This window comes from Actinophytocola sp., from assembly GCF_035942955.1.
Lineage (GTDB): Bacteria > Actinomycetota > Actinomycetes > Mycobacteriales > Pseudonocardiaceae > DASYTH01.
Genome location: NZ_DASZCQ010000066.1, coordinates 1 through 13,133, shown reverse-complemented (window position 1 = coordinate 13,133; position 13,133 = coordinate 1). Strand labels below are relative to the sequence as shown.

Here is a 13,133-nt window from a genome sequence, read left to right as displayed (position 1 = left end):
CAGGTCAAGTGAGCCTGAAGAAGTCATCCGGCCAGTCCGACGGGTCGTTGTAGATCTGCCGAACGAGGGCATCCCACTCGACGTCGGCGATCGTGTCGAGCTCGGCGATCGCGTCTTCCCTGATGGACTGCTTGTGCCGGTCGACGACTTTGCTCACGTGTCTGTCGAGGGTGGCCGCTGCGGCGAGGACCAGCCAGACCAGGCTGAGGATGAGCACGGTCGCCCCAACCTGCCGAACCAGCTGGCTCGGGTTCCACACGGCGGGGTAAAGGGCGCTCAGAATTACGATCAATGGCGCGAGGATCGCGACCGGGACGCGAACATTGGCGTGCGAAATCACGGGGTTGTGGCTGGTCATGCAGGTCTCCTGATCGGCACTGGCCGTCTGTTGACCGGCGTATCGCGACGCTGTGTGAGGTCGGTTACTTCCAAAATGGACGGGTTACGGAGACGAGATTGTAACGTCGTTATCCTCTACTCTGAGTATGCCTATCACGTTCCGTGATCTCACGGAGACGCTTGGCGACATGCGCCCGGAACTTCACCTTGGCTGCCTCGACGACCTCCCAGAAGTACTCTTCCGGCAGCTCACGGGCCAGGTATTCCCACCACTCCTCCGAGAGGGGCTTGGGCCGCGACCCGTCCTCGGCTGGACTCAACGCGCCGCTCTGGATGGCGGCGATCACCCGGGGGTCATTGGCAAGGATGCCGTCCACTGTGCCCGGCGGCCATGCCAATCCCCGCTCGATGGCGAGTTTGGTCTTGACGCTCAGTGTCGCGCGGCCCCTCCGGACTGCCCGGAGTTGGGCGACCGATCCGCCCTTGCCTGCGCGCTCTGCGACTTCCTCCCAGGTCAGTTGCTGTTGGGCTAACGAGTAGTCCATCAACTCTGTCAGCCGCTGGCGATCATCAGATGCCATCTCCGTTCACTCCCCGACTAGCGACATAAAGCGCACACTAGCGCACCGTCCGCGACGTTACCACCCTGTGACGCTTGTTAGCGCTAGTTAGTTGCTTCTAGCGCTAAAGAGCGCTAGCCTTCGCTACATGGCAAGAAAGCCACTCACCTCCCCCTTTCGCCCGCATCTGCTGCAACGGCGGCGCGAGCAGGCGGGACTGTCGATCGTCGCGCTGGCCCGTCGCTGCAAGGAGCAGGGCCACGAGGTGCACGCCTCGGCGATCGGCAAGGTCGAGCGTGGCGTCAACGGGCCGAGTCCGGAGCTGCTCAAGGCCTTGGCTCGCGCGCTCGGCGTCGAGGTGTCCGACCTGCTCGACAAGTCCGAGGCGGTGGCCTCATGAGCAACCGCCACGTCCTGGCCGGCCGCCTGGGCGCACACACCTCGTGGGCGAACACCGACGACCGCTCGGCCCGCACTGCGCCGGCTCGGGCTGCGTTCCTGGATCGGTTCGAGCGCGAGGTCGACCCGGACGGTCAGCTCGACCCGCGGGAGCGCGGTATCCGGGCTGAGCACGCGCGCAAGGCGTACTTCACCCGGCTGTCGTTGCGCTCGGCGAAGGCCCGGGCGCGGCGCAAGAACCCCCAGCAGTAGATCGGCGGGCCACCGGATTGGCCCCGGCTGGCCCGCCATCACCAGGAGATAGGAGCTCCCGATGTCTGATCAGGATAACAGCGCTTACGAGATCGTCGAGCGGTTCTGGCCGTACGACGGTCCGCACTCGAGTGACACGGTGACCGACGCGGCCACGGCAGTCGGTCAACTGGTCCGGTACATGAACAACGCGACGTGGAACCCGCGGTTGTTGAACGGTCCGTCGCTATACCGGGTGCTGTCGAGCCTCAACAGCGCGGCGTACGGGTTGGACCAGCTGTTGGAGCAGTTGGCCGAGGCCGCGCGCACGCTGGCCGGTGACTCGACGATGTACGACGACCGGCGGGACCGGCCGGCTTCGGCAACCGCGCTGGAGTTGGCCGAGGCGATCACCGCCGCCCGGCGGGCGTTCGCCGGCGTGCCCCGGCGTGAGGTGGAGCGGGCCGCCGGGCTGGCGTGCCACCTTGGCCACGACTCGGTTCGGGACGCGTGATGGCGGGCAGGCACCGACGGCTGATCACCGATGCGGTGGAGGGTCGGCGGAAGGCGCGCCGGGTGATCGTGCAGGCGCGGTTGCGGGTGGCGTTGGCGGACATCCCGCGGCATGACGCGGAGTTCGAGCGGGCGCACGGGACGGCCGGCGGGGCGGGCCGGGCAGGTGGCCGCCGAGTCGGGCTGCTGGCGTTGCTGGTGGTGCTGCTGCCGGTGTCGGTCGCGTGCGAGGGGGAGTCGGCGCCGACGCCGGGCGACAAGGTGATCGTCAAGCGGGTTCCGCAGCGGTCGAGTAAGGACTGCTGGGAGATGCGGATCGCACGGGGCGGCGACAAGCGCAAGGTGGACATCCTCTGCGTGACCGAGCGGAAATGGCGCCGGTATCGGGAGGGGGATCCGTACCCGTGATCACCCGTACCCCAGCTCTGCACGCCGCGCTGCGGGATGTGGCCCGCCGTGAGGTGGACTTCTTCCCGGGCCTGTTGGGTGGCCACCCTCGCGGGTTCGGCTGGCACGCCGGCGGTGAGATCCCGCCCGATGGGCAGATGGCTCTGTCCACTCTGGCCACGGTCCGGTTGATCGACTGCATCCCGGCTGTGGTGCGCAAGGAGATCGGCTGTGAGGTGGTGCTCACGGCGGACGGTCAGGGAGCGCTCGCTCTGTGGGAGCTGGAAGAGCGCGGTCTGGTCGATGAGCGCGGGCAGTTGACTCCGGAGGGCGGCCGGGTGCTGTCCCTGTGGGAGGCCGGGGAGGAGGTGTCCCGTGGCTGACAGCACCGGCCAGGAGCCGGCCATCCCCGATGTCGTTGTCACGCAACCGGCATACGACGCCGCGCGTGATGCGGTGTGGCGTCGGAAGTCGGCTGAAGGTCGGGTGCCATCTGAGGTCGAGCTGATCGAGACCGCGGTCCGGGGTGCGGCGGAGGCGATCGTCCGCTCGTGGCTGGCCGGCCGCACGGTCGTCAGGGTGATCGACTGCGAATGCTACCCGGACGGTCACCATGCGCGGCACCTGGTAGACGACGAGGAGACGCGCGGCTCCGGCGTGTATGTCCCGCTGGTGATGCGGAACGGTGAGGAGGTCAGCCCAGGCACGTGGGTGTACCTCTCGGCCGGTCGCACGGTCGTCGACCTCCCTGAGGGTCCGGACGAGACGTGGGAGCGTAACGGCAACCAGGTGACCCTGTGGGGTGATCCGCCGGCGATGCCGTACGACGCCCCGCATGACCCGGTGCCGTCGATCTACACCTCGACGCGGGACCAGATCCGGGACGAATACGGCCATGAGCACACCCTGGCCGAGTTCCGAAACCGCGTGATGGTCAAGCGTGAGCCCAGGGGTGACGGCTCCCGACCTTCCCGCCACTCCGACCTTCCCGGCGAGCGCGACTGCGTCCACGCGGAAGGAGATGACGTTGCCTTCTACGAGTTCTGCTGAGACCCCGGCGTCCGAGGCTGCTTCCCCTCGCCTCGGCCTCCGGCCGGCCGCCGCGGCTCCTTCGCGGGGTGTTGCCGCGGCGGCCGGGCCCATCGGGGCGGCTGGGGTCTCGGACTGGTGGTGCGTTCACATGCTGCCGGCGGCGGGGTGCCCGTACTGCGCTGATCCGTCGGTGCTGCTCGAGGTCGAGGGGGTCGAGCTGGGGGATCAGGTGCGGGCGGGGATGGCTGTCCACGAGATGGTGTCCACATCGGACGGTCGGCTGGTGTTGGACGGCCCGCTGAACGTGCAGGGCGATCGGGGAGGTTTGTGGTGACGACGTACTGGCGTGCCCACGAGGTGGAGAAGATCGTGGAGAAGTTGGTGCCGGAGCACCACGAGCACCTTGCCCGCACGGACGTGACGATCCGATGCGTGTTCCGGGATACGGCTGCGAAGTCGCGGGGCTGGATCGTGCTTGGCAAGGCGCGCAAGGTGTCCGGGCTGGCGGCGCATCTGGTCGGCTTGGTGCGCAAGGACGATCTCGGCGACGATCCGGCCGACTTCTTCGTGATCGAGGTGCCGCACGAGCCCTGGGTCAACCTCACCCAAGAGCAGCGGATCGCCTTGGTGGACCACGAGCTGTGTCACTTCTGGGTGGCCCTGCCCGACGACCCGGATGAGCCTCGGAGGTTGGTGATCCTCGGCCACGACCTGGAGGAGTTCAAGGCGATCGTCGAGCGGCACGGCCTGTGGAAGCCCGATGTGAAGTCGTTTGCCAAGGCCGCGAGTCAGCAGCTGTCGATCGATGACCTCGAGCCGGGCGAGGTCTTCAACCGGATCGCGCCGGTGGACGAGTCATGAACGACCCCAACGCTGCTGCCGGGAGGTGCCGAGTGAGCGCCCAACTGGAGGACATAGGCACCGCCTTGACGTCCGAGGCGCAGTTGCAGGGGCTCGGGACGGCGGTGGTCGCATGAGCCTTCCGGAGATTCCACCGTTGGAGCCGCGGTTGCCGTTGTGCTCGGTGTGCGGGGAGGAGACCAGCGGCGGCGATGACGGCGCGGTGGAGTGTCGCGGCTGCGGGATTACGTGGCCCGAGCATTACTGGCTGGAGAACGGGCAGTGGGACGACCCGGACGCCGATCGGTGCTCGGCGACGGTGCAGCCGTGGGCGGACAACCGTTGGGTGACGGATGCCATGCGTGCCTTGGTGTTCCAGTGCGTACTGGCCGCAAGTCACGCCAACGCCCGTGATGAGCTTCGGTGGCACGCCCACCCGGAGGTGACCGGCAAGGTGGCGGTCAGGGGGTGGCGATGAAGCGATCCTCCTTGCACCGCCGGACTCCCTTGCGCCGTACGGGGATGTCCTCGCGTCGGATGGCGTTGCGCCGCCGCTCGGTCGCCCGGGCCGGATCGCTCACGTCGTCTCGGCCGCGGGTGACGCCGGAGGAACGCCAGGCGCGGACGCTGACCAGGAAGCGCTCGGGCGCCCGGTGTGAGGTGCTGCTCGAGGGCTGGTGCCTGGGCGGCAGGCTGAACTTCCACCACCGCATGGACACGTCAGTGGGTGGGTTGTGGACGGCGCCGAACGGGTTGATGGCGTGCGGCTCGGGCACGACGGGTTGCCACGGGTGGATTACGGAGCACCCGGCGGGGGCCCGGCCGAAGGGGTGGTCGGTGCGTTCGCACGTCGATCCGCGTCGGACACCGGTGTTGCGGCGCGGCCGGTGGGTGCTGTTGCTGGACAACGGTTTGCTGATCACGTTGCAGGAGCACGAGGTTGTGACATCGGTGGACGGCACTGAGCCGGTGTACGTCGGCGAGATCCCGGAGGTGCCCTCGTGAAGGTTAGGGTCCTGACGATCAAGCAGCCGTGGGCGTGGGCGATCGCGTGTGGTCACAAGCTGGTGGAGAACCGGACGTGGCGATCGCCGTACCGCGGGCCGTTGGCGATCCACGCGGGCAAGGGTTGGGATGAGGCGGGCGCGCCGGCGTTCAAGCGGATCTGCGAGTCGCTGCGTATCCCGTTGCCGGACGTGAAGACCTTGCCGTACGGCGCGCTCGTTGCGGTGGCGTCCAGTGTGAACATCTGTACCGGCTCCACGGGTAGCCGGTACGTCCGGTGTGAGTGCGGCCCGTGGGCGGTTGGCGGCCAGTTCCATTGGCGGTTGTCCAACATGGCCGCCCTTCCTGATCCCTTCCCCGTCTCGGGAAAGCAAGGTCTGTGGGAGATCGAGTTGCCCGACGACTTCCCGATCGGTGGTGCCCGATGACCGACTTCCTCGATGCCGACGAGCTGCCGCGCGAGCGCGTGGATGAGCTGGCTCAGTGGCTACACGACCGGAATATCGGCATCTGCGAGATGGACGAGGACATCGTCTACAACGATCTGTCGTCCATGCGGTATCTCGCCGAGGCGCTGCTGCAGCACGGGCCACGAGGCATCCGGATCGAGCCGTCCACAGGTGACCTACGCGAGCAGATCCGAGATCAGGTCGAGTTCGCCGAAGCGCAGGTGGCCGAGATGGCGGCACTCGCCGACCGGCTACGCGCCGAGGTCGAGCGCTGGAAGTCGGTATGGCAGCGGGCGGACTACGAATGGGCCAAGAGCCGCGCCGCGCTATCGCGGTTGGTTCTGGCGACTACGGGCAGTTGGGATCCCGAGGCTGACGAGGTCGGCCAGGGCGCTGCCGCTGAGGCTCGGGTGGATGAACTGACCCGGGAACGGGACGAGGCGCTCGCGAAGGTCGAGCGACACAAGGAGAGCTTGCGGATCATTGCCGGTAGGTATCGGGAGGAGATCGACTGGCGGCTACGCGCCGAGCAGGAGCGGGACCGCTTGCGCGCTGGCCCCCCTCGGTTATGCGACGGCTGCTCGATCAACTACGGGGCGTGGGCCGGGCGTCCAGCCGTACAGGAAGCCCCCGCCCCGCCCGAACTCCCGGTCGAGGTTCAGCGCCTCCTCCGAGCCGTCGATCAGGTCCGGGACAGCTGGCTGACCGCCGATGACGAGGCCCGCTTGGAACTCTGGGCGGCGGTGCGCTACGAGACGGACCTCGTGTGGGCATCCCTGGGGGCTGGCGGCGTCCCGTCTGAAGCTTCGGTTGACGCCGGCCGGGCCGCGCTGGGTGGCGATACGCCATGAGCGCGACTCGAGTTTCGACGGTCGTGTTGCGATGCGACGGGAAGCCGCATTGCGCTCAGTCCATTGACGGTGCGCCCTTCGAGAGCACGGCCAGTGTGCGGGAGCGCGCACGGCAGGCCGGCTGGAGCTACGGCGAACGGCCCGGCGCCATCGGCGTGATGGGCAAACAGGGGCAGCGAACGTTCGACTGGTGCCCGAAGTGTGATGACCCGCGTCCGCCGGTTGGCCGGGCCGCGCTGGGTGGTGATACCGATGACTGACTGTCCGATGGAGCTGTGCCCGCACTGGGCTGGCGACGGCAACGTGTGCCCGTGCGCGGTGTTCGATCTTCCTCGTCCGGTGGTGGCCGCCCTGACGCGTCCCCCGTTGACGCTGTCGCACCTGACCCAGTGCGACGGTCGCGATCACCTGCTCCCGATCGGCGATGAGCCTGGGGAGGAGTTCGAGTACCACGGCGAGAGCCTGAATCCGGCGGCGATCAACGAGCAGTGCATGTGTGGCCACCTGCCGTACTACACGTGCCCGGACTACCTCGGCGTGCACAACCTGACCGAGATGTGCAAGACCGGCCAGCACGAACGCTGCGACCGGCGCGCCGAGGTCGAGTACACCGGCGAGGTCCAGGACGAGGCGTGCCCGTGTGATTGCCACGCCATACCCGGGCCGGAGCCACACCGTGCGGAGGTGTCCCGGTGATCACTATGCCGTGGTGGCTTCTGTTCCTCTGCTTCTTGGCCGTTGCCGCGGCCGTGCGCCTCGTGGACACGGCTAGGCAGATCCGCGCGGCGAACCGGTTGGTGGATCGCATCCTTGAGCAGGAGTTGGCCCCGCCGAGCCTGAAGGACCAGGAGCGGGTCGACCGGGCGGAGCGGGAGGCCAGCGATGGCTCCTAGGCGCGTTCGCATGGCCGGCTCGGCTGAGGCTGAGAATCGGGGGGTGCCGTCGTGATCCCCCCGTCTGTGGGACTGCCCCCGTTTGCCTACTTCGGCGGGAAGACCCGGCTGGCCGCCCGGATCGTCGCGACGTTCCCGCCGCACGAGCACTACGTCGAGCCGTATGGCGGGTCGCTGGCGGTGCTGCTGGCCAAGCCGCGCAGCCGCATGGAGACGGTCAACGACCTCGACGGCGACCTGATGTTGTTCTGGCGGGTTCTGCGCGACCGACCGGACGACCTGATCCGAGTGTGCGCGTTGACGCCGCACGCGCGGGCTGAGCACCTCGAGGCCTACACCCTCGACGGTGCCGACGAGTTGGAGCGGGCGCGTCGGGTGTGGGTGCTGCTGTCACAGGGCCGCGGTGGGCAACTGCTCCCGACAGGGTGGCGCCACTTCGTCGACCCGGCCGGGTCGGTTACCGGGATGCCCGGCTACCTCGAGGCCTACGTCGCGCGGATCGCGCCGGCCGCGGCCCGGCTGGCCGGGGTATCGCTGGAGTGTCAGCCGGCCCTGGACATCATCGAGCGCTACGGCCGTAGTCCCAACGTGCTGCTGTACGTCGACCCGCCGTATCTGGGTAGCACGCGGGTGTCGGGCGGCTACCGCCACGAGATGAAGACCGAGGCGGAACACCGCGAGCTGGCCGCAGCGCTCGCCGACTGTCGAGCCGCGGTGGTCCTGTCCGGGTACGACTCCCCGCTCTACGACCAGCTCTACTCCGGATGGCCCGTCGTGCGCATCCCCACCACCACTGGGCAGGGCGGCACCCGCGAGGAACGCACCGAGGTTCTGTGGTCCAACCGGCAGCCAGAGCCGACCCTGTTCGAACTCGGGGAGGTGCCGGCCTGATGGACCCCATCGTGACCCCACCATCCGGGGGACTGCCCACCCAGGACGGCAACACCGAGGCTGGGGGTGTGCTCGAGCCGATCACCCGCCCCAACGGCAAGGTGTACCGCCCCCGCAAGGTGGACGTGTACCCGGTGGACGGCGACGGGTGGTCGGAGTGGGACCAGCCCGGAGTGGTGGTCCTCGGAACCCATGACATCGAGCGCGCACGGCCTTTGGCTCTGCGGGCCGTGGACTTCTTCCACGGCGTTCAGTACGCCGTCAAGCCACGCACTGGATGGTGGCGCCTGGGATACCAGGCCGGCGAGTTGCGCTGGATCCACGACGACGTCCACGGCCGGGCCGGGGTGATGTTCGACGGCTCCGATGACCCTGAGGAGTCGCCATCGTGACCAAGATCGACCCCCGTTGCTCGCCGTGCCGCCGGCACCCATGCTCGGTGGAGCATGCCGACCTGGTCCGGACGTTCCGGTCGCTGGCGGAGGACTGGCGGCGGGCCGCTGAACGGGCGACGGGCGGCTACGAGCGGGAGATGAGGCTCTTCGTCGAGTCGCATCCTCGGCCGACTCTGAAGCCGTTCCTGGTGGCGTCTCGCCGTCAGCGCGAGGACGACGAGGTGCTCTCCGATGAGGGTAGGGCGGCATGAGCCGGCCCTGGGAGTTCTACCACGCCCTCTACGGCTCAGCCGGCCGGCATCGCGGCCGTAGAGGCCCCTGGCGCGGCCGGGGCAAGTTGGGGGTCCTGTACGGCTACACGGTCGTGGCGGCGGTCGCCCGGCGGCCGTACGGGCACTCGGGGGATCCGCGGGGCCGGCACCGGAAGCGTCTGCATCTGGTCGACGGCGTGTGGTCGGTGTGGCGCCGTGGTCGATGTGAGGGCTGGGTGGCGCGGTGGCGCTGCGGTGGTATCTGTCGTTCGCCGCGCCTGGTGGTCGAGCGGGAGATGCAGCTGTGCTGGCTGTGTCTCGCGTCTATTGCCCGGCAGGCCGAGAAGGCGGTGTCAGCATGACGCCCTCCCTGCCTGTCACCTACGCCGAGTTCTTGGCCGGCAAGCGGACCGCAGCACCCCATGTGGTTGACATGGTGGTGTTGCGTCAGGTGTGCGCGCTGATCGACGTGGTTCGCCGCGAGGGCCCGGACGCGCAGTTCGAGCACGTGGCGTCGTGGATCCGGGCGGACCCGGACCATGTGGCCACTGTGGCGGTTGTGCTGGCGGCGATCGCGCCGGATGACGCGGTCGAGCCGGGCCGGGTGCTCGAGCTGGTGGCCCGGCACCCGGTGGACGTGTCGGAGATCGCCCGCTTGGCCCGCAGCCTGTGGAACAAGTACACCAAGCGGCACATGCAGCACCTGGCGCCGAACTGGGTGCGGGTGGGTAGGCGCATCCGGGACCGGCTGAACTACGCGGCCAGGGAGCAGCGTCGCCGGCAGGATGCTCGGTCGCGGGCCGGGTGACAGATGCCATGGCCACGGCAGTGGATGACGCCGGCACGGGAGCGATCTTGCTCTCGTGCCGCTGGCGTCTGTGCACTGTCCATGGTGGACCGTGGCGAAAATATGCCAGCAGATATACCGGATGTGGATCATCGCGCGGGCGGTGGCTGCTGATGGTATGGCTGCGCAAGAACGACATCGGCTACGACGACCCGCTGGTGCTCGCCGTGGGCAACGCTGCGTACGGCGCGCTGGTGCGCATGGAGCAGTTCGCTTCGGCGCAGCGCACGAACGGCTGGGTGCCAGACAGGAAGGCCCGGGAGATCGCGAAGCCGGCCGAGTTGAAGGCGTTGCTGACCGTCTTTCCGGACCTGGGGGCGATGTTGCACCGCCACGGTGACCAGTGCCCATGCCTAGGGCAGCACGACTGGAGCGCCGACCGCGGCGGGTTCTGGGTGCATGAGTTCCTCCGGGACAACCCGTCGCGAGCCGAGAACGACGTGCACCGGGCCAAGCGGCGGGAGCTGAAGGACAAGGAACTGCGCGCGGCGGTCAAGCGCCGCGACGGCGACCGGTGCCGCTACTGCGCCATCACGGTGCGCTGGGCGGACCGCAAGACTTCCCAGGGCGGCGTGCTGGACCACGTCGACCCGCGCAAGGCCGAGGGTGCCAGGAACCTCGTCGTGGCGTGCCGAGGCTGCAACTCCCGCAAGCTGGACTGCACCCCGGAGGCGGCCGGCATGGTGCTGCTGCCGCCGCCCGGATCAACGTCCAGATCTACGCCGGATCAACCGCCGATCTACGCCGGATCAACGGATCCGACCCAGATCCGACCTGAATCCAGCGCAGATCCCGACCCAGATCCGCTGCCGGACGAGGAACCGGACCCACTCAGCTCACAAGCCACCGCCCGCGGCTCATCCATGCCCGAAACCACCCCGATCAACGGCGGGATCAACACGGGCACCACGGTCGGGACGGGTAGGGCCGGGGCGGGTACCGGATCGGTGATAGATGCCGGGGACGCCGGCCCGGCCGGACATCGGCCGACCGTGGGCCCGGCCACCACCCCGCGGGATGCGCTCAACCCGTCGCCGTACTTCAGGTTCGGCACCTACCACGCCGGCCTGCCGCCACCCGATCCACCGGGTGACCCGCCATGACCCGCACCCCGGCCCGGACCCGCGACCTCATTGCGCTTGCGGAGACCGAGTCGCAGCGGGCGTTGGCCCGGTCGGTGTCGTGTGACGACTGCGGCGCCCGTATCGACATGCCGTGCCGGTCGCGCCATGGGTCGCAGTTGCGGGCCGAGCACCCGCGGCGGCTGCGGCGGGCCGAGCGGCTGCGCGACCGCGGGGAGGTGGAGTGCTCGTTCTGCCAGCGCCTGCAGTTGACCGTCGAGCAGCGGGAGTCCACCCCGTGGCCGGACGTGCTGGCGTGGTGCACCGGCCACCGGCGGGTGGCCGGAGAGATCAAGGAGGCCAGGGATGGAGGAGGCCATGTCCAGCGCTGAGCAGTGGGACGTGCACTGGTACCGCATCTACCACGACGCTCGTGGCGCCGGCGAGACCGAGGCGAACGCCGCGGTGCTCGCCGACCATGAATGCCTCGAGCAGTTCGGGCCTCGACCCGAGGAGGTCGCGTGAGGTTCACCCGGGAGGGCTACGGCCTGGGCGATGAAGGCCCGAACCATGATCGCGGGCTGCTCAACGGCGCCGCCCGGAAGGCCTCGCAGTGGGAGCGCCGCCGCGCGGTCCGGACATGCGCCCACCACGCGGTCGACGCCGCCGAGTTCGCCGAGCTGCTGGAGATGCTCGGCCTATCCGCCGCGGAGGGCCGGTGAGGTGCCGGCGGCCGGGCTGCCCGGTCCCTGTCGTGCTGCCGTGGCTGGATCCGCACTACTGCTCGTGGGAGTGCCGGTTCGCCGTCGAACACCCGGATCTTGCCACCGGACGAGGGTCGTCGGCTGCTTGGTTGGCCGAGCAGCTGCTGCCGTGCAGGCGGCAGAACAGGCACTGCCGGTACACCTGCGAGTTGGAGGCCGTGTCGTGAAGCCCTCGATCCGCCGGCGCCGCGCCCTGAGCGGCGAGCTTGCCGAGGGGTGGCTGCTGACCCGCCCGGCCTACGGGTTCGGCTCGACCTCGGTCAGCACCTACCCGTCCTTCAGGGAAGCCCTCCGGGCGCTGCTCGATGATGCCCCGGCGTCGGGCTCCCAGATCACTTCGCTTCAGGTGGCCGGGTACGTTCCCGGGCTGCGCTCCTGGCGTGGGGCGCCGGCTATTCGGCCCCGGTGGATCGAGGCATCGTCATGACCGATCAGCGTGCCGTGCAGAAGGCGAAGGATCTGGCTGATGAGCGGGCCGCGTTGACCAAGGTCGTGGCGGCGCTGGTGGACCCGGTGATGCTGCGGCAAAACCGGCGCGGGCCGCTGCGGGAGCGGCCGAGTCTGTTGGAGCAGTTGGCCGAGGAGGTGGCGTCGAGTGGTGGTCGGGCGTCGGGTCGTGGCCGGGGTTCGCCGGCGCCGATCGCTCCGGCCGCGCACGACCTGTTGGAGGAGATCCGGGCCACGGCTCGTGACTTGTGGCGCACCGAGGCGGCGGTGATGTGCGGCCGCACGGTGGTTCAGGCACCGCGCGTGCTCGACGACATGCCCGTGCCGGAGCGGATCCGCCGCGGGGCGCGGTACGTGTCGAGCGCTGGGCGTGAGGTGCGGGACATCGCGTGGTTGACGAACCTGATCGGTGGCTGGGTTGAGAAGATCAACGAGCTGATCAACCCGGAGATGGCGATGGAGGTGCTGGCGCCGTGTCCGGCGTGCGGCCGGCGCTGGGTGTACGTGGAGGACGCGGGCGAGCAGAAGCGGGTTGCTGCGGTGGTGGCCGGGCCGAACGGGGCTCGGTGCCGGAACCTGGCGTGCGGGCATGAGTGGCGCGGCGCCAGCGGCATGGAGTCCATGGCGGCCGACATCAGGGCCGGCCTCGGCGTGTCGGGAGACCAGTTTGGACAGCAGACCGGGTGATGTCGCATACTGACCGCACGCAGGTGACGTGTGCCCAGAAGGGCGAACGTCACCTGTTGTGCGTTCCGGGGGAGGTGCACGGTGGATATGCGCATCGCCTGGCCGATCTACCTCGTCGGTGCCTTCCTGGACTTCCTGATTCTCGAGGTCTACGCCCTGGCCACGGGCAAGCAGACCCTCACCCAGTGGACGCAGGTCCTGGTCGGGGTTGGGTCGATGCGCCCCACCTGGTGGATCGCGGCGTCGCTCGGCGCGCTGCTGCTGCTGTGGTTGTGGGTGCACCTGTTCACG

Annotated in this window: 29 protein-coding genes; 26 read left to right on the top strand and 3 right to left on the bottom strand. The window is 69.0% G+C overall.

Annotated elements, in window-relative coordinates:
• Positions 1-4: 4 nt before the first annotated feature.
• Both VGX25_RS06865 and VGX25_RS06860 read right to left on the bottom strand, forming a co-directional pair.
• Complete coding sequence (locus VGX25_RS06865) at positions 5-358, bottom strand: hypothetical protein (RefSeq protein WP_326916763.1); 354 nt, start codon at positions 356-358, stop codon at positions 5-7.
• A gap of 109 nt (positions 359-467) precedes the next feature.
• Entirely contained in the window at positions 468-920 is a 453-nt protein-coding gene (locus tag VGX25_RS06860) for a hypothetical protein (RefSeq protein WP_326916762.1), read from the bottom strand.
• Positions 921-1,047: 127 nt separating this feature from the next.
• On the opposite strand from VGX25_RS06860, the gene VGX25_RS06855 reads away from it, so the two are divergent.
• The 9 genes from VGX25_RS06855 (at position 1,048) to VGX25_RS06815 (ending at position 4,779) form a co-directional block, all read left to right on the top strand.
• Positions 1,048-1,299: a helix-turn-helix transcriptional regulator gene (locus tag VGX25_RS06855; RefSeq protein ID WP_326916761.1), complete on the top strand. Its 252-nt coding sequence runs from the start codon at positions 1,048-1,050 to the stop codon at positions 1,297-1,299.
• Positions 1,296-1,550 (top strand): hypothetical protein, encoded by a 255-nt coding sequence (locus tag VGX25_RS06850; RefSeq protein WP_326916760.1) that lies wholly within the window; start codon positions 1,296-1,298, stop codon positions 1,548-1,550. The genes VGX25_RS06855 and VGX25_RS06850 overlap by 4 nt, the downstream gene beginning before the upstream one ends.
• A gap of 61 nt (positions 1,551-1,611) precedes the next feature.
• On the top strand, positions 1,612-2,043 hold the full coding sequence (locus tag VGX25_RS06845) for a hypothetical protein (RefSeq protein ID WP_326916759.1): 432 nt from the start codon (positions 1,612-1,614) through the stop codon (positions 2,041-2,043).
• Positions 2,043-2,450: a hypothetical protein gene (locus VGX25_RS06840; RefSeq protein WP_326916758.1), complete on the top strand. Its 408-nt coding sequence runs from the start codon at positions 2,043-2,045 to the stop codon at positions 2,448-2,450. Before VGX25_RS06845 ends, VGX25_RS06840 begins: the two co-directional genes overlap by 1 nt.
• Positions 2,447-2,812, top strand: a complete 366-nt coding sequence (locus VGX25_RS06835; RefSeq protein ID WP_326916757.1) for a hypothetical protein — start codon at positions 2,447-2,449, stop codon at positions 2,810-2,812. Before VGX25_RS06840 ends, VGX25_RS06835 begins: the two co-directional genes overlap by 4 nt.
• Before the next feature lie 103 nt (positions 2,813-2,915).
• The gene (locus VGX25_RS06830; protein ID WP_326916756.1) at positions 2,916-3,479 is read left to right on the top strand and encodes a hypothetical protein; all 564 of its coding nucleotides are present in this window, start codon (positions 2,916-2,918) and stop codon (positions 3,477-3,479) included.
• A 130-nt stretch (positions 3,480-3,609) separates the two neighbouring features.
• Positions 3,610-3,795, top strand: coding sequence for a hypothetical protein (locus VGX25_RS06825; RefSeq protein WP_326916755.1), 186 nt, complete (start codon positions 3,610-3,612; stop codon positions 3,793-3,795).
• Entirely contained in the window at positions 3,792-4,322 is a 531-nt protein-coding gene (locus VGX25_RS06820; RefSeq protein ID WP_326916754.1) for a putative metallopeptidase, read from the top strand. The genes VGX25_RS06825 and VGX25_RS06820 overlap by 4 nt, the downstream gene beginning before the upstream one ends.
• 112 nt (positions 4,323-4,434) lie before the next feature.
• Positions 4,435-4,779 (top strand): hypothetical protein, encoded by a 345-nt coding sequence (locus tag VGX25_RS06815; RefSeq protein WP_326916753.1) that lies wholly within the window; start codon positions 4,435-4,437, stop codon positions 4,777-4,779.
• Here VGX25_RS06815 and VGX25_RS06810 read toward each other — a convergent pair.
• A complete protein-coding gene (locus tag VGX25_RS06810) occupies positions 4,763-5,077 on the bottom strand; it encodes a hypothetical protein (RefSeq protein ID WP_326916752.1) in 315 nt (104 codons plus the stop codon). The two genes, VGX25_RS06815 and VGX25_RS06810, sit on opposite strands and share 17 nt — an antisense overlap.
• 61 nt (positions 5,078-5,138) lie before the next feature.
• Between VGX25_RS06810 and VGX25_RS06805 the strand changes: the two genes are divergently transcribed.
• The 17 genes from VGX25_RS06805 to VGX25_RS06725 all read left to right on the top strand — a co-directional run.
• Positions 5,139-5,306, top strand: a complete 168-nt coding sequence (locus VGX25_RS06805; protein WP_326916751.1) for a hypothetical protein — start codon at positions 5,139-5,141, stop codon at positions 5,304-5,306.
• Positions 5,303-5,734, top strand: a complete 432-nt coding sequence (locus tag VGX25_RS06800) for an ASCH domain-containing protein (protein WP_326916750.1) — start codon at positions 5,303-5,305, stop codon at positions 5,732-5,734. The genes VGX25_RS06805 and VGX25_RS06800 overlap by 4 nt, the downstream gene beginning before the upstream one ends.
• Positions 5,731-6,606, top strand: coding sequence for a hypothetical protein (locus VGX25_RS06795; protein WP_326916749.1), 876 nt, complete (start codon positions 5,731-5,733; stop codon positions 6,604-6,606). Before VGX25_RS06800 ends, VGX25_RS06795 begins: the two co-directional genes overlap by 4 nt.
• A gap of 252 nt (positions 6,607-6,858) precedes the next feature.
• Complete coding sequence (locus VGX25_RS06790) at positions 6,859-7,302, top strand: hypothetical protein (RefSeq protein WP_326916748.1); 444 nt, start codon at positions 6,859-6,861, stop codon at positions 7,300-7,302.
• A complete protein-coding gene (locus VGX25_RS06785) occupies positions 7,299-7,499 on the top strand; it encodes a hypothetical protein (protein WP_326916747.1) in 201 nt (66 codons plus the stop codon). Before VGX25_RS06790 ends, VGX25_RS06785 begins: the two co-directional genes overlap by 4 nt.
• Before the next feature lie 51 nt (positions 7,500-7,550).
• Positions 7,551-8,390 carry a DNA adenine methylase gene (locus VGX25_RS06780; protein ID WP_326916746.1) on the top strand — a complete coding sequence of 280 codons (840 nt, stop codon included), beginning with the start codon at positions 7,551-7,553 and terminating at the stop codon, positions 8,388-8,390.
• Positions 8,390-8,782: a hypothetical protein gene (locus tag VGX25_RS06775; RefSeq protein ID WP_326916745.1), complete on the top strand. Its 393-nt coding sequence runs from the start codon at positions 8,390-8,392 to the stop codon at positions 8,780-8,782. The genes VGX25_RS06780 and VGX25_RS06775 overlap by 1 nt, the downstream gene beginning before the upstream one ends.
• A complete protein-coding gene (locus tag VGX25_RS06770; RefSeq protein WP_326916744.1) occupies positions 8,779-9,036 on the top strand; it encodes a hypothetical protein in 258 nt (85 codons plus the stop codon). The genes VGX25_RS06775 and VGX25_RS06770 overlap by 4 nt, the downstream gene beginning before the upstream one ends.
• Positions 9,033-9,398, top strand: a complete 366-nt coding sequence (locus VGX25_RS06765; protein WP_326916743.1) for a hypothetical protein — start codon at positions 9,033-9,035, stop codon at positions 9,396-9,398. Before VGX25_RS06770 ends, VGX25_RS06765 begins: the two co-directional genes overlap by 4 nt.
• Entirely contained in the window at positions 9,395-9,844 is a 450-nt protein-coding gene (locus tag VGX25_RS06760) for a hypothetical protein (protein WP_326916742.1), read from the top strand. Before VGX25_RS06765 ends, VGX25_RS06760 begins: the two co-directional genes overlap by 4 nt.
• Before the next feature lie 152 nt (positions 9,845-9,996).
• Complete coding sequence (locus tag VGX25_RS06755; RefSeq protein WP_326916741.1) at positions 9,997-10,986, top strand: hypothetical protein; 990 nt, start codon at positions 9,997-9,999, stop codon at positions 10,984-10,986.
• Positions 10,983-11,336 (top strand): zinc finger domain-containing protein, encoded by a 354-nt coding sequence (locus tag VGX25_RS06750; RefSeq protein ID WP_326916740.1) that lies wholly within the window; start codon positions 10,983-10,985, stop codon positions 11,334-11,336. The genes VGX25_RS06755 and VGX25_RS06750 overlap by 4 nt, the downstream gene beginning before the upstream one ends.
• Positions 11,323-11,469 carry a hypothetical protein gene (locus VGX25_RS06745; RefSeq protein WP_326916739.1) on the top strand — a complete coding sequence of 49 codons (147 nt, stop codon included), beginning with the start codon at positions 11,323-11,325 and terminating at the stop codon, positions 11,467-11,469. The genes VGX25_RS06750 and VGX25_RS06745 overlap by 14 nt, the downstream gene beginning before the upstream one ends.
• Complete coding sequence (locus VGX25_RS06740; protein ID WP_326916738.1) at positions 11,466-11,666, top strand: hypothetical protein; 201 nt, start codon at positions 11,466-11,468, stop codon at positions 11,664-11,666. Before VGX25_RS06745 ends, VGX25_RS06740 begins: the two co-directional genes overlap by 4 nt.
• 205 nt (positions 11,667-11,871) lie before the next feature.
• A complete protein-coding gene (locus VGX25_RS06735) occupies positions 11,872-12,135 on the top strand; it encodes a hypothetical protein (RefSeq protein ID WP_326916737.1) in 264 nt (87 codons plus the stop codon).
• Complete coding sequence (locus VGX25_RS06730; RefSeq protein WP_326916736.1) at positions 12,132-12,842, top strand: DUF7341 domain-containing protein; 711 nt, start codon at positions 12,132-12,134, stop codon at positions 12,840-12,842. The genes VGX25_RS06735 and VGX25_RS06730 overlap by 4 nt, the downstream gene beginning before the upstream one ends.
• Before the next feature lie 81 nt (positions 12,843-12,923).
• Positions 12,924-13,133 (top strand): hypothetical protein (locus VGX25_RS06725; RefSeq protein ID WP_326915498.1); only part of this gene is annotated, 210 nt, incomplete at its 3' end.

Excerpts from the sequence above, each read along its gene's own strand:
- VGX25_RS06865 (WP_326916763.1), bottom strand. The coding sequence starts at position 358 with ATGACCAGCCACAACCCCGTGATTTCGCACGCCAATGTTCGCGTCCCG.
- VGX25_RS06860 (WP_326916762.1), bottom strand. The coding sequence starts at position 920 with ATGGCATCTGATGATCGCCAGCGGCTGACAGAGTTGATGGACTACTCG.
- VGX25_RS06855 (WP_326916761.1), top strand. The coding sequence starts at position 1,048 with ATGGCAAGAAAGCCACTCACCTCCCCCTTTCGCCCGCATCTGCTGCAA.
- VGX25_RS06850 (WP_326916760.1), top strand. The coding sequence starts at position 1,296 with ATGAGCAACCGCCACGTCCTGGCCGGCCGCCTGGGCGCACACACCTCG.
- VGX25_RS06845 (WP_326916759.1), top strand. The coding sequence starts at position 1,612 with ATGTCTGATCAGGATAACAGCGCTTACGAGATCGTCGAGCGGTTCTGG.
- VGX25_RS06840 (WP_326916758.1), top strand. The coding sequence starts at position 2,043 with ATGGCGGGCAGGCACCGACGGCTGATCACCGATGCGGTGGAGGGTCGG.
- VGX25_RS06825 (WP_326916755.1), top strand. The coding sequence starts at position 3,610 with ATGCTGCCGGCGGCGGGGTGCCCGTACTGCGCTGATCCGTCGGTGCTG.
- VGX25_RS06815 (WP_326916753.1), top strand. The coding sequence starts at position 4,435 with ATGAGCCTTCCGGAGATTCCACCGTTGGAGCCGCGGTTGCCGTTGTGC.
- VGX25_RS06795 (WP_326916749.1), top strand. The coding sequence starts at position 5,731 with ATGACCGACTTCCTCGATGCCGACGAGCTGCCGCGCGAGCGCGTGGAT.
- VGX25_RS06790 (WP_326916748.1), top strand. The coding sequence starts at position 6,859 with ATGACTGACTGTCCGATGGAGCTGTGCCCGCACTGGGCTGGCGACGGC.
- VGX25_RS06775 (WP_326916745.1), top strand. The coding sequence starts at position 8,390 with ATGGACCCCATCGTGACCCCACCATCCGGGGGACTGCCCACCCAGGAC.
- VGX25_RS06765 (WP_326916743.1), top strand. The coding sequence starts at position 9,033 with ATGAGCCGGCCCTGGGAGTTCTACCACGCCCTCTACGGCTCAGCCGGC.
- VGX25_RS06760 (WP_326916742.1), top strand. The coding sequence starts at position 9,395 with ATGACGCCCTCCCTGCCTGTCACCTACGCCGAGTTCTTGGCCGGCAAG.
- VGX25_RS06755 (WP_326916741.1), top strand. The coding sequence starts at position 9,997 with ATGGTATGGCTGCGCAAGAACGACATCGGCTACGACGACCCGCTGGTG.
- VGX25_RS06750 (WP_326916740.1), top strand. The coding sequence starts at position 10,983 with ATGACCCGCACCCCGGCCCGGACCCGCGACCTCATTGCGCTTGCGGAG.
- VGX25_RS06745 (WP_326916739.1), top strand. The coding sequence starts at position 11,323 with ATGTCCAGCGCTGAGCAGTGGGACGTGCACTGGTACCGCATCTACCAC.
- VGX25_RS06730 (WP_326916736.1), top strand. The coding sequence starts at position 12,132 with ATGACCGATCAGCGTGCCGTGCAGAAGGCGAAGGATCTGGCTGATGAG.